Annotated in this window: 11 protein-coding genes; 3 read left to right on the forward strand and 8 right to left on the reverse strand. The window is 67.2% G+C overall.

The annotated features are described in order from the left end of the window. Nucleotides 1-35: 35 nt before the first annotated feature. The 8 genes from ACVT6V_RS06985 to sfnG form a co-directional block, all read right to left on the reverse strand. Nucleotides 36-2090, reverse strand: a complete 2055-nt coding sequence (locus tag ACVT6V_RS06985; RefSeq protein ID WP_489899071.1) for an MMPL family transporter — start codon at nt 2088-2090, stop codon at nt 36-38. A gap of 82 nt (nt 2091-2172) precedes the next feature. Beyond that, nucleotides 2173-2688: a hypothetical protein gene (locus tag ACVT6V_RS06990; RefSeq protein WP_489899072.1), complete on the reverse strand. Its 516-nt coding sequence runs from the start codon at nt 2686-2688 to the stop codon at nt 2173-2175. Next, a complete protein-coding gene (locus ACVT6V_RS06995; protein WP_489899073.1) occupies nt 2669-2971 on the reverse strand; it encodes a hypothetical protein in 303 nt (100 codons plus the stop codon). Before ACVT6V_RS06995 ends, ACVT6V_RS06990 begins: the two co-directional genes overlap by 20 nt. Before the next feature lie 32 nt (nt 2972-3003). Then, nucleotides 3004-4452, reverse strand: coding sequence for an LLM class flavin-dependent oxidoreductase (locus tag ACVT6V_RS07000; RefSeq protein ID WP_489899074.1), 1449 nt, complete (start codon nt 4450-4452; stop codon nt 3004-3006). Between the two features lie 68 nt (nt 4453-4520). Further along, entirely contained in the window at nt 4521-5048 is a 528-nt protein-coding gene (locus ACVT6V_RS07005; RefSeq protein ID WP_489899075.1) for a flavin reductase family protein, read from the reverse strand. 28 nt (nt 5049-5076) lie between these two features. Further along, complete coding sequence (locus tag ACVT6V_RS07010) at nt 5077-6240, reverse strand: LLM class flavin-dependent oxidoreductase (protein WP_489899076.1); 1164 nt, start codon at nt 6238-6240, stop codon at nt 5077-5079. Between the two features lie 26 nt (nt 6241-6266). After that, nucleotides 6267-7451 (reverse strand): SfnB family sulfur acquisition oxidoreductase, encoded by a 1185-nt coding sequence (locus ACVT6V_RS07015; protein ID WP_489899078.1) that lies wholly within the window; start codon nt 7449-7451, stop codon nt 6267-6269. Further along, the gene (gene sfnG, locus ACVT6V_RS07020) at nt 7451-8560 is read right to left on the reverse strand and encodes a dimethylsulfone monooxygenase SfnG (RefSeq protein WP_489899079.1); all 1110 of its coding nucleotides are present in this window, start codon (nt 8558-8560) and stop codon (nt 7451-7453) included. Before sfnG ends, ACVT6V_RS07015 begins: the two co-directional genes overlap by 1 nt. Nucleotides 8561-8745: 185 nt before the next feature. Between sfnG and ACVT6V_RS07025 the strand changes: the two genes are divergently transcribed. From ACVT6V_RS07025 to ACVT6V_RS07035, 3 genes are all read left to right on the forward strand, one after another. Continuing rightward, entirely contained in the window at nt 8746-9951 is a 1206-nt protein-coding gene (locus ACVT6V_RS07025) for an acyl-CoA dehydrogenase family protein (protein ID WP_489899080.1), read from the forward strand. Nucleotides 9952-10003: 52 nt separating this feature from the next. Further along, the gene (locus tag ACVT6V_RS07030) at nt 10004-11353 is read left to right on the forward strand and encodes a styrene monooxygenase/indole monooxygenase family protein (RefSeq protein ID WP_489899081.1); all 1350 of its coding nucleotides are present in this window, start codon (nt 10004-10006) and stop codon (nt 11351-11353) included. 134 nt (nt 11354-11487) lie between these two features. Continuing rightward, nucleotides 11488-12615 (forward strand): NDMA-dependent alcohol dehydrogenase, encoded by a 1128-nt coding sequence (locus ACVT6V_RS07035; RefSeq protein WP_489899082.1) that lies wholly within the window; start codon nt 11488-11490, stop codon nt 12613-12615. Nucleotides 12616-12659 lie beyond the last annotated feature (44 nt).

The raw sequence follows: 12659 nt of genomic DNA on the forward strand, positions 1-12659 counted from the left end.
AGCGGGTGTGTGATCACCCCGGGAAAGCGAGATCCTCAGCGGGACAACGAACTAGGCCACCAGACACGTTTGCCGATATCGAGCGTCAGTGCGGGCACCAGAAGAGTGCGAACGATCAGCGTGTCGACGAGGACGCCGAAGGCGACGAGGAAGGCGATCTGCGCCAGGAACAGCAGCGGGATCACCGCGAGGGCCGCGAACGTGGCCGCGAGAACCACGCCGGCGGACGTGATGACACCGCCCGTGGCGGTCAGCCCCCGCAGCATCCCGTCCCGGGTGCCGTGCGTCTTGGTCTCCTCGCGGACGCGCGTCATCAAGAAGATGTTGTAGTCGATGCCCAGGGCGACGAGGAACACGAACGCGAACAGCGGTACGACGGGGTCGGCTCCGGCGAAGCCGAATGGCCCGTTGAACAGCAGGGCGCCCACCCCGAGGGTGGCGGCAAAGGACAGCACGGTGGTCGCCAGCAGCATCACCGGCGCCGCGATGCTGCGCAGCAGCAGCATCAACACCACGAGGACCACCACCAGCACGATCGGGATGATCAGGTTGCGGTCGTGGATCGCTGTGGTGCGGGTGTCGAGGTCGATGGCGGTGGTGCCGCCGACCATCGCGCCGGCGTCGTCGATGGGATGCACCGCGTCGCGGATCGCCACCACGGTGTCCTGCGCGGCCAGGGAGTCGGCGGTGTCGGTGAGCGTCGCCTGCACGGCCACCTTGCCGTCCACGACGACGGGGCTGCCGCCCTGCTCCACGAGGTCGGCGGATGCGACACCGTCGACGCCGCGGACGGCGTCGAGCACGGTCTCGCCCTGCGCCTGATCAGCGATGATCCAGGTGGGCGACCCGCTGCCGGCATCGAAGTGCTTCGCCTGGATCTCGGCGCCCTGGACCGAGTCGACCGACCCCAGGAAGTAGTCGGTCTGGGCGATGCCGTCGGACTTGAACGTCGGCGCAAAGGCGGCGCCGATGAGCAGCACCACGAGCGTGCCGATCCAGATGGCGCGCGGGCGTGCGGCGACCCGGTCGGCGATGCCTGCCCAGAAGCGGTGGGTGCTTCCCGGCTCCGAGCTGTCGGTGTGTTTGGGGGCCAGCGGCCAGAAAGCTGTGCGACCGAGCAGGGCGAGCGCGGCGGGCAGAAATGTCATCGATGCGATGAACGACGCGGCGATGCCGATCGCGGCGACCGGCCCGAGACTCTTGTTGGAGTTGAGATCGGAGAACAGCAGACACAGAACGCCGAGGATGACGGTCCCGGCCGACGCACTGACCGGTTCGATCGTCGCGCGCCAGGCGGCGCGCACGGCGCGGTACTTGTCGTCGTGGGTCAGTTCTTCACGGAACCGGGACACCAACAGCAGCGCGTAGTCGGTGGCGGCGCCGAACACCAGGATGAACAGGATGCCCTGGCTCTGCCCGTTCAGCTCGAGGATGTCGTTGTTCGCCAGCAGGTAGATGGCGCCGGAGGCCAGTCCGAGCGCGAACACGGCGGAGATGATCACCACGAACGGCAGGATCGGGCTGCGGTAGACCACGAACAGGATGAGGATCACCACGGTGCCGGCGACCAGCAACAACAGACCGTCGATGCCGGCGAACGCCTCGCCGAGGTCGGCGATCTGACCGGCGGGACCGGTGACCAGGACGGTCAGCCCGTCCGGGGGAGAGCTCAGCGCGTCGCGCAGCTTCTCAACGGTGTCGCCGGGTTCCCCGGAGGTGGCGATCGGGATGAACATCTGGGCCGCCTCGCCGTCCTTCGACGGGATCGGCGGCGAGAACTCGGCACCGAATCCTTCGGTGCCGGCGAGCGGGGCGGTGGCGGAGGTGAGAAACGATTGGTCCGCCGGGGTCAGCCCGCCGGTGCGCTCGGCGATGACCACCGCGGGGACGGTGTCGGTGTCGGAAAAGCCGCCGAGCAGGTCGTTGACCTCGGTCGACTCGGCGGATGCCGGCAGGAAGGCGGTGTTGTCGTTCGTCGACACCGACGCGAGCTTGCCGGCGTAGGGGCCCGTGATGCCGCCGATGACGAGCCAGGCCAGCAGTAACAATGCGGGGAGCAGCCAGCGGAGCCGCGGCCTCGTCGTCGCCATGTCCCAATTTCTACACGAGTCGGACATGCCGCATCCTTCCGGCGCATCGCCGGACGACGCCCGTGGCGGCGGCGCGGCGAGCTCATCCGGTGGCGAGCGTCGCCTCCGACTTGCCGGCCTCGGTCCGATACGTCGGGACGGCGTCGCGAACGATGTGGCGTTGTCGAGGGTCCAGCAGATCGAGGATGACCCCGTCCGCGACATCGGTCACCCGGATGTCCGAGATCAACCGCTTCAGGCCGTCGAGCGTCCCTAGAAACCGCACGCTCCGAGCCGGATGCGGGTGCGCCAGCCGAGCGTCGAGGCGGTGCAGGGTCGACCGGGCGCGATGTGCGGTCTCGCCGAGCAGGACCTCCACCCGAAGCACTGTTCGGGTCGCCGCCGGACCGCCATCGGGATCCGGCACCCGACGTCGACGCGTGATCGTCTGTGCCTCCTGGAGGTGATCGGCGTCGATGACCAGTCCCGATCGGATCGCACCGGGGTGATCGGGCGTCGACACCGTCGGCGACACGACATGGGCCGACGTCCGATCGATGGCCGGGTGGGTGCCACCGCCGCTGATGCCGACATAGAACTCACCGCGAACAGCTGTCATCTCGATCTCCTTCTGGATCGGCGTCGGTTGACGCGGCACCTCCGGGCGCATCGACCTCGCCGGCGGTGGGGCGGACGAGCATGGGGAACGCGTCCCCGGATTCGTCCGACGTCGTCGTCCACGATCCCGGCCGCGGCGGCGCGATCGCGGTGTCCGGACGGCGTCGGGAGACCGGACCCACCAGCATCGAGTACACATCCCGAGGCTGATCCGGGGTCAGGCCGAGGGCGGCCTCGATCTGCTGGACGGATCGCGACCTGGCCATCCGCGCGAGGGCACGCATCCGCGGCACACTCGATCCACTCGCATGCGGTGTCATCCGCGAGCGGGTTGCGACGCGACCGATGAGGACGAGGAGGGCGCCGTCAAGGGCCGGTCGACGATGGTCGATCGTGGACCACCCACCCGGTACTGCGCTCCGCGGTGGTCGGCGGCCAGTCGGTCACCCGCACCCAGCAACTTGTTGCGCAGCGTGCCCGGCGCATATGCCGATTGGTACGCACCGCGCGCGGTCAACACCGGAACCACATGGTCGACGAAGTCCGCGAACGACCCGGGGGTGATGGCGTAGGCGAGGTTGAAGCCGTCGACGTCGGTCTCGTCGACCCATTCCTGGAGTGTGTCGGCGACCCGTGAGCCCGAACCGACGATCCGCGGACCGAGTCCGCCGATCTCACCCCACTTCGCGATGTCGCGCACGGTCCATTCGCGGCCGTCCGGGTCGGCGGACTGGAAGGCGGCGACCGCCGACAGGATCGCGTTGGAGTCGACATTGCCGACCGGGTCGCCGAGTTGGTGGCGCGCGAGGTCGACGCCCATCCATCCCGACATGAACACCAGCGCACCCTCGGGGTCGCCGTAGGCGGCGTACTCGGCGTGCTTCGCGCTCGCCTCGTCGTCGGTCGCTGCGGTGATCACGGTGGCGAGATTGAAGATCTTGGCGGAGTACGGATCGCGACCCGTCAACTCGAGCTCCCGGCGTATCGTCGAAACTGTCTCGCGCAGGATTGCTTTCGTGGGTGCCGCGGTGAAGATCGCCTCGGCGTTCTCGGCGGCGAAACGGACCCCGCGCGGCGACGACCCCGCCTGATAGATCACCGGTGTCCGCTGGGGAGACGGCTCGGCCAGGTGGATACCAGGCACCCGAAAGTGCTTTCCCTCGTGCCCGATGTGGTGGACCTTCGACGGCTCGGTGAAAACTCCTCGCGCACGGTCACGCACCACCGCATCGTCTTCCCACGATCCCTCCCACAATTTGTAGAGCACTTCGAGATATTCGTCGGCGTGGTCGTAGCGGGCGTCGTGTGCCGGTTGATCGTCCTGCCCCATGTTGCGTGCCGCCGACGGCAGGTAGCCGGTGACGACGTTCCAGCCGACGCGGCCGTTGGTCAGATGGTCCAGCGTCGACATGCGGCGGGCGAAGGGGTACGGATGCTCGAATCCGGTTCCGGTGGTGATCCCGAACCCCAGGTGGTCGGTGACCGCGGCCATGGCGCTCACCACTAGCAGTGGGTCGTTCACCGGGACCTGTGCAGCGTGGCGGATCGCGGCTTGGTCACTGGCGCCGTACACGTCGTAGGTGCCCAGCACGTCGGCGATGAACAGGCCGTCGAACCGCCCCCGCTCCAGCAGCGCGGCCAGCTCGGTCCAATAGCTCAGGTCCTTGTACCGCCAGGACTGGTCGTCGGGGTGCCGCCACAGGCCGGGGGACTGGTGGGCGACACAGTTCATGTCGAAGGCGTTGAAACGGATTACGCGGGTCACGGTTGCGATACTCCCTGATGGAACCGACTTGGAGACCAGTTGTGTTCAGCGCGATTGTTTTTCGACCGTCACAAGATGCGGCCGGCGCTGGGGATGTGCCCGATGCCGACCAGTCGACTGAAGCTGCTCCGGTGAAAGATCAAGGGATTACCCGAGTCCGGGTGCTCGACCGCCTGCAGGTGGAGTAGGACGATGATGTGGTCGCCGGCCTGAACCTCGCGGTAGATCGTGGTGTCGAATCGTGCGATCCCCTCGTCGAGAAGGACTGCGCCATCGGTGGACACCGAGATCGGGATGCCGTCGAAGCGCGCCTCGACCGGGCCCGCGAGCTGCCGGCAGACGGCGCCGTGTTGCTCGGCCAGGATGGTGACACCCAGGTGGTCGGCACGGCGCAGGTCCGGCCACGTCTTCGATGCGCTCGCGACCGAGAACGACACCAGAGGCGGATCGAGGCTCACGCTGGTGAACGAACTGGCCGCCAGGCCCCGGAGATGTCCGTCGACCTCGGCCGCCACTGCGACCACCCCGGTGGGGAACACTCCGAACGCGGCACGCAGCTCGGCCGGATCGAGGTCCTGGTTGGTCCGCAGCGTCATCGAGCCGCTCCCGGCGCAGTTGAGTCGCTCACGATGCCGCCACCCGGGCGGTCGGAGCGGATCCGAACGGTACCGTGGCCCGACCGACTACCGGCGCCGGATGCTGCCACAATCCTCGTCGGGTCAGCTCGGGGAGCACACCCTCGCCGAACCAATACGACTCCTCCAGGTGCGGATAGCCCGACAGCACGAACTCGTCGATTCCCACCGCGTGGTAGGCCTCGATGAGATCGGCGATCTCCGTGAAGGAACCGACCATGGCCGTCCCCGCGCCGCCGCGCACCAGGCCGATCCCGGCCCAGAGGTTGGGGTAGATCTCCAGGCCGTCCTTGGAACCCTTGTTGAGTTCGAGCATGCGCTGCTGTCCTTCGGAGGCGCTTCGCTTGAGACCTGCTTGGATGCGGTCGATCTCGTCGTCGGTGATGTGTTCGAGCAGCCGGTTCGCCTCGGCCCACGCCGCCTCGGAGGTGTCGCGCGCGATGGTGTGCAGACGGATACCGAATTTCAGTTCCCGGCCCACGTCGGCGGCCGCCTTGCGCACCCGCTCCAGCTTCTCGGCCACCGCCTCCGGCGGCTCGCCCCAGGTGAGGTAGACATCTGCGTGCTCGGCCGCCACCGCGATCCCCGCCGCCGACGACCCGCCGAAGTAGATCTCGGGCAGTGGATCCGGGATGTGCTGCAGGGTGGCATCGTTCACCGAGAGGTGGCGGCCCGCGAACGTGACGGTCTCGCCGGTCCACAATCGCCGGACGATCTCGAGGAATTCGCCGGCGCGCGCGTACCGCTCCTGTTTGTCGAGGAAGTCGCCGAACATCTGCTGCTCGTGATCCTCGCCGCCGGTGACGACGTTCAGGAGAAGCCTTCCACCGGTGAGATTCTGGAAGGTGCCCGACATCTGGGCGGCGAGATACGGCGCGATCGCGCCCGGACGGAACGCCACCAGGAACTTCAGCCTTTCCGAGAGGCTGCTGATCATCGCGGTGGAGATCCACGCGTCCTCACACCAGGCGCCGGTGGGGGTGAGTGCAGCCTCGAATCCGAGTTGCTCTGCGCTGCGGGCGATCTGACCGAGGTACGGAACAGACGCGGGGCGCCCACCGGTTCCGGCGGAGACACCGTGTCCACCTCCGACGACATGACGGCCGTCACCGCCGTTCGTCGGTAGGAACCAGTGAAACTTCAAGGCACTCATGAACTTGTTCACTTCCTTCAACGTGGTCAGAGCTGTCCGGTGCGTGGGGGTAGGGTGCCGTCGACCGCCCAGCGGCCGAGGTGCTGGACCTTCCACGATGCGGGGTCGTGCAGGGTGTGGGTACGGGCGTTGCGCCAATGTCGGTCGAGTGACTCGCCGGCCACGGCCGAACGCGTGCCGGCGACCTCGAACAGGCGACTGGCGACATCGACCGCGGCCTTTGCGGCCGCCGCACGTGCGGCGGCCACGGCAAGTGTGGCCGCCGCTGCGGTCGCCACATCGAGATCCGCATCGGCGTGATCGACCGCCCGGCCCGCCTCGACGAGCAGGGCTTCGGCGCCACGGACAGCGAGTTCCATCTCGCCGAACGCGTGCACGACCAGCGGGTCGTCGGCGGCGCGATCGACCCCGGCGTCCGGGTGTGGCCGACTCTTGGTCGTCACGAACTCCGCGGCGTCGTGCAGGGCCGCCCGGGCGATCCCCGCGTCGATGGCGCAGTGGAGCAACTGCGCGAATGCCCCGTAGGTGGTGGGGCCGGTGAAGGTTGCCGCGAAGTCGGTGATCAGGTCGTCGGCGACGCGCACATTGCGCAACCGCACGGTGCCGCTGGCGGTCGTCCGCTGGCCCAGCGCATCCCAGTCATCGACCACCTCGACGCCGTCGGCGTCGCGTCGCACCCACGCGACATGGAGCGGACCGTCCTCACCGAGGTGGGCCAGGGTCGGGATCCAATCGGCGAAGAGCGCTCCGGTGCAATAGAACTTGGTGCCGTCGAGCCGCCAGGCGTCGCCGTCGCGCCGCAATGTGGTCGTGTACTGACGGATGTGCCTGGTGCCGCGTTCGGATTGCGCGTTGCCGAGCGTCGCGCCGGCCAGCACCGCGGGGAGGATGCGCGCCTGCTGCTCGGGTGTCCCCTGCAGCCGCAGCTGATTGACGAACACGAAGTGGCTGTGCGGGATCTGCCCGATGTTGGGGTCGCCCTCGGAGATGAGACGGAAGACCTCCGCGACGGTGCTCGCCGGGAGGTCGGCACCACCGAGTTCGGCCGGCACCGTGATCGCCAGGAGCCCGGAAGCTGCGAGGCGTCGGATCTCGTCGACGGGCAGGATCTTGTCTCGATCCCGGTCGGCGGCCCCTTTCGCGAACACCTCGCCCAGGTCGGCCGCGACCGCGATCGCCTCGTTGCTGTCGAGTACGGGTACAGACCTCATCAGATCCGGCTGGACCTCTCCGATGCCTCCAGCTCACGCACGAGGGGCAACACCCGGCTACCGAAATACTCGATCTCTTCCTGGAAATGGAGGAATCCGCCGAGGATCAGGTCGACGCCGAGGCGTTTGTAGGCGACGATGCGCTCGGCGATCTGCTCCGGCGTGCCGATCAGCCGGCTGCGGAACCCGTCGTTGTATTGCACCAGGTCCTCGAAGGACGAGTCCGCCCACATGCCCTTGTGGTCCGATGTGGAGCTGCCGGCGTGGCGGACGGCGTCCCGGAAGCCTTCGACCGCAGGTCGATTGGCCTTCTCGATGATCTCGCGAAGGGTGTCCTGCGCCTCGGCCTCGGTGTCGCGAGCGATGATGAAGGCGTTGAGACCGAACCTGACGTCGCGGTCATGGGCCCGGGCAACGGCACGGAGATCGTCGATCTGCTCGGTGACCCCGTCGAAGTCCTTGCCGTTGGAGAAGTACCAGTCCGCGTAGCGACCGCCGTTGTTGCGGGCCGCCGTGGAGTTACCACCTTGGAAGAGTTCGGGATTCGGCCGCGCAGCGGTGTTGAGGGGCTTGGGCTTGAGAGTGAAATCATGGATGCGGTAGAAATCACCCCGGAAGTCGACGTTGTCCTGCGTCCAGATCTCGCGGATGACCTGGAGGAACTCCGCGCTGCGGCGATACCGTTCGTCGTGCTCGAGCCACGGTTCGCCGAGGTGCGTGAACTCGTCCTTGAACCATCCACTGACGACGTTGATGGCGAAGCGTCCGTTGGACAGGTGGTCGGCGGTTGCGCCGAACTTGGCCAGGACGGCCGGGTGCCACAGTCCTGGGTGAACCGCCGCGATCACCTTCAGCCGCTCGGTGGCCAGCAGCAGGGCGAGGCTGAAACTGGTGGACTCGTGCTGGTATTCGGCACCGTAGCTGGCCTCGTACCGCACCTGGGACAGGGCGTAGGAGAACCCGTTGTTCTCTGCGATTCGGGCGAGTCGGACGTTGTAGTCGTAGTTCCAGTCCGTTCGCTGCTCGATATCACTCGTGACGAGTCCGCCGCTCACATTGGGTACCCAATAGGCGAACCCGACCTCGTCGGCGATTCTTTCCGTGGACATCGGCTTCTCCAAAACGTTTGATGGACATTCGACGCCAAACCCTCGCGGATTCCGCACCGCGCGGGAAGGGTTGGATTCACGCTGGGCCGAAGCGTCGTGGCCGCTCCGATGTCGAGCCGACGCGGTTTCGCGCGCCCAGATTCCAATGGGTGCGTCGGTCTCGAGGGTTTGGCATGGTGCCGCACATGACGATTGACACCGATCACCGTGTGCGCTCTGCACGACGGTCACGACTTCCCGCCCGTTTCACCGACATCTATGCCGAGATCGCGAACGGGTCGGTGCAGCGGGAACGCGACCGTGCGTTGCCGCACGCCGAGATCAGGCGGCTGTGGGACAACGGGTTCGGTTCCCTTCGCCTGAACGGGGGCGTCGGCGGATCGGGTGTCTCCGTGCGCGAGCTGTTCGCCGAGCTGGTGGATCTCGCGGCCGCCGATTCCAATATTCCCCAGGCGTTGCGGGTGCACTTCGCCTTTGTGGAGGATCAGATCATCTCCGGTGACGAACGACTGCTCGCGGCGATCGCGGACGGCATCCTCGTGGGCAATGCGATCACCGAGGCGGGCGACGGCGCCATCGACGGATACCGCACTCGACTGACGCGGTCGGGCGACCGCTGGCTGCTCAACGGGGAGAAGTTCTACAGCACGGGTTCGTTGTACGCCACGCACATCCTCGTCGCCGCGGACCGGGCCGGCGAGCGGGTCAGCGTCCTGGTGCCGGTGGACCGTGAGGGTGTGGACCGGGTGGACGATTGGCGCGGGTTCGGGCAGCGCCTCACCGCCAGCGGGACAACGATCTTCACCGACGCCGTCATCGATGACGCCGAGATCGTCGGTGCCGGCTACGGGACCGCGGGACCGACCTATGCCACGTCGTACCTGCAGTTGTTCCAGCTCGCCGCGCTCGCCGGGATCGCACGTCGTGCGCAAGACGATGCGATCGCCTGGGTTGCCGCCCGCACCCGGACCTTCACCCACTCGGTTGCGGATCGGCAGCGCGACGACCCGTTGGTGCAGGAGGTGATCGGCCGCCTGTCGTCGGCGGCCTTCTGTACCCGGGCCGCGGTGTTGTCCGTCGCCGACCTTCTCGACGACCTGCTCGCGGGCGACCCGAACGACCCGGATGGGATCGCTGCGGTAGAACTCGCGGCCGGGCAGGCGCAGGCGGGTGTTGCGGCTCAGGTGCTCACCGCGACCACCGAACTGTTCGAGGTCGGCGGCGCGTCGATCGTCGCGGAGGATCTGGCACTCGACCGGCATTGGCGCAACGCACGCACCCTCGCAGTGCACAACCCGATCAACCAGAAACTGCGGGCGATCGGCGACCACCTGCTCAACGGCGCCGACCTGCCCTATGCGTGGAGCGCGGGAGTGCGTCCCGGCGTCTGAGCCCGAATGAAACATCCACGGGCCACATCACATTCACAATTGAGGAGATTGTATGTCTGACAGAAGATCAGCCGCCGTGATCGGCGCCGGCATCGCCGGGGCGTCTGCGGCTATGGGCCTGGCCAAGGCGGATTTCGACGTCACGCTGTTCAGCGATCGCGATCGGAGGTCGCTGCGCGATGACGTGCCGCCGACCGGCGTGGCGATCCTGTTCGGCGCGTCGCGGGAGTGGGACGCACGGATCGTCGAGGACCGCTATGACATCGGCAACACGACCGGGATCAGCGTGCGCCTGTACGCCGACGACGACGGTGCGCGGCAACGGGTTCTCGAGTTCAACCCCGAGTTCGGATACCAGGCGCAGGCCGTGGACGTCCGACTGCGCGCCGATGACCGCATCGGCGAGTTCCTCGATCTCGGAGGCCGTCTGCAGGTGGAATCGGTCGATCCCGATCGGCTCGATCAGATTGCGGCAGATCATGATCTGGTGTTGGTCGCCACCGGCAAGGGTGGGCTCTCGGGTGCGTTCGAGATCGACAGGGAACGGACGCACTACGACCGTCCACAACGTCACCTGCTACAGGTGACACTCGCGGCCGACCCCGAGCTCGACCTCGGTTATCGGACGCGTCCAGGCGCCGCCGAGAATCTCTTCAACCTCGACGCTGCGAACGGCGAGGTCTTCTTCGGGCCGTTCCAGCACAAGGATGCCGGCGCGACCTGGTCGTTTCTCGGCTTCGCCAAGCCCGACGGACAGTGGGCCGAGCGGTTCGCCCGGGTGAACGACGCACGGTCCGCGCGGGACACGGTCGTCGGCCTGTTCCGGGACTTCTTTCCCGAGGATGCCGCGGAGATCGAGAAGTTGCACGTCATCGACGATCCCCAGAGCTGGTTGACCGGTGCGGTCACACCCACGGTGCGACACGCGGTGGGTCGCACCGTCGGCGGCCGGCCGATATTGGCGATCGGGGACACCGCGATCGCCGTCGATCCGGTCGCCGGACAGGGCGCGCAGAACGGTCTGATCCAGGTTGCCGAGTTGGTGGAGGCTGCCGCCGCCCACCAGGGGCCGTTCGACGAGGCATTCCTGCAGCACGAGTGGGAGAAGCACTGGAGTCGTCGGGGGCGCGCCGCCGTGGAGGTCACCCGGCTGTACCTCGGCGACCCCGATTATGCGGACCACCTCGAACTCGCCTTCCCGGCCGCATCGCAGAGTCCAGAGGTGGGGCGGTCGCTGTTCGGACTGCTGTCGGACCCCACCCCGCTGCTCGACATCACCAGCCGAGCAGATGTGGTCGCCTTCCTGGAGACCGTGAGCGGCAGGACCGTCCCTGACCTGCTGGAACGGTTCGCGCCCGCGGGCGACTTCCGCGGTGCCGGATCGGCGGCGTCTGTGCACTGAGCAGGGAGTCGCCGTTGACGGCTGCCAAACCCTCACCGCCCCAACGTGTCCAGCGGTTTCGTATGCGCACTGGTGCATATGCGGCAACGATGTGAGTCAGATCGCACATCGTTGCTCATAGAAAGGTGCGCTATATGAAGACCAAGGGTGCAATTCTCCGCAATCCGGGCGAGAAGTGGCAGATCGAGGAGTTCGAACTCGGCGACCCGGTCGCGGGTGAGGTCCAGGTCAAGCTGGTCAGCTCGGGTCTGTGTCACTCCGACCATCACCTGCGCACCGGTGACAGCCCGGCACCCATGCCCGTCCTCGGCGGCCATGAGGGCGCAGGCGTGGTCACCAAGGTGGGGCCCGGCGTCACCAACCTGAAGGAGGGTGACCACGTCGTCACCGCCTTCATCCCGGCGTGCGGTGTCTGCGACCCCTGTTCCCGGGGCGACCAGAACTTCTGCGACGAAGGTGCCCGTCTGCTCACCGGCCTGTCGATCTCCGACGACACCCACCGTGCGCACACCAGCGACGGCGAGGGGCTGACCCAGATGTGCCTGCTCGGCACGTTCGCGCCGTACATCACGGTCAACCAGGCGTCGCTGGTCAAGATCGAAGACGACATCCCCCTTCAGCAGGCCGCGTTGCTGGGCTGCGGCGTGGCGACCGGATGGGGCTCGGCCGTCGAGATCGGCGGAACGCATGCCGGTGACATCGTCGTGGTGGTCGGGGTCGGCGGTGTGGGCATCAACTCGGTGCAGGGCGCCGCGGCGGCGGGTGCGCGCATCGTCGCCGCCGTCGACCCGGTGCCGTTCAAGCGTCAGATGGCCGAGAAGTTGGGTGCCACGCACACCTTCGAGTCGATGGAGGAGGCGCTGCCGGTTCTCGGTGAGATCAGCTGGGGCAAGATGGCCAACACCACCATCCTGACCGTCGGCGAGATCGACGGATCGATGATCCAGCCGGCTCTGAGCCTGACCGGTAAGGGTGGGCAGGTGATCGTGACCGGTATGGGCAATTTCGCCTCGATGGACGCGCAGATGAACCTGTTCGAGCTGACGCTGCTGCAGAAGCGGGTGCAGGGCGCGATCTTCGGTGGCGCGAGCCCGCGCACCCAGGTGCCGACGCTGCTCAACGAGTTCCGTGCCGGCAAGCTCAATCTGAGTGATCTGGTCACGCAGACCTACAAGCTCGAACAGATCAACGAGGCCTATGACGACATGCTGGCGGGCAACAACATCCGCGGCATGGTGGTCTACGGCGACGACGACTACTGAGGGAACGACCGCCCGTCAGCGCTTAACGCATCATCACGAAGGGC

Source organism: Gordonia sp. LMA167, from assembly GCF_058130025.1.

Bases quoted from the DNA above. Each gene is read 5' to 3' on its own strand.
- ACVT6V_RS06985 (WP_489899071.1), bottom strand. From the start codon at position 2,090: ATGGCGACGACGAGGCCGCGGCTCCGCTGGCTGCTCCCCGCATTGTTA.
- ACVT6V_RS06990 (WP_489899072.1), bottom strand. From the start codon at position 2,688: ATGACAGCTGTTCGCGGTGAGTTCTATGTCGGCATCAGCGGCGGTGGC.
- ACVT6V_RS06995 (WP_489899073.1), bottom strand. From the start codon at position 2,971: ATGCGTGCCCTCGCGCGGATGGCCAGGTCGCGATCCGTCCAGCAGATC.
- ACVT6V_RS07005 (WP_489899075.1), bottom strand. From the start codon at position 5,048: ATGACGCTGCGGACCAACCAGGACCTCGATCCGGCCGAGCTGCGTGCC.
- ACVT6V_RS07010 (WP_489899076.1), bottom strand. From the start codon at position 6,240: ATGAGTGCCTTGAAGTTTCACTGGTTCCTACCGACGAACGGCGGTGAC.
- ACVT6V_RS07015 (WP_489899078.1), bottom strand. From the start codon at position 7,451: ATGAGGTCTGTACCCGTACTCGACAGCAACGAGGCGATCGCGGTCGCG.
- sfnG (WP_489899079.1), bottom strand. From the start codon at position 8,560: ATGTCCACGGAAAGAATCGCCGACGAGGTCGGGTTCGCCTATTGGGTA.
- ACVT6V_RS07025 (WP_489899080.1), top strand. From the start codon at position 8,746: ATGACGATTGACACCGATCACCGTGTGCGCTCTGCACGACGGTCACGA.
- ACVT6V_RS07030 (WP_489899081.1), top strand. From the start codon at position 10,004: ATGTCTGACAGAAGATCAGCCGCCGTGATCGGCGCCGGCATCGCCGGG.
- ACVT6V_RS07035 (WP_489899082.1), top strand. From the start codon at position 11,488: ATGAAGACCAAGGGTGCAATTCTCCGCAATCCGGGCGAGAAGTGGCAG.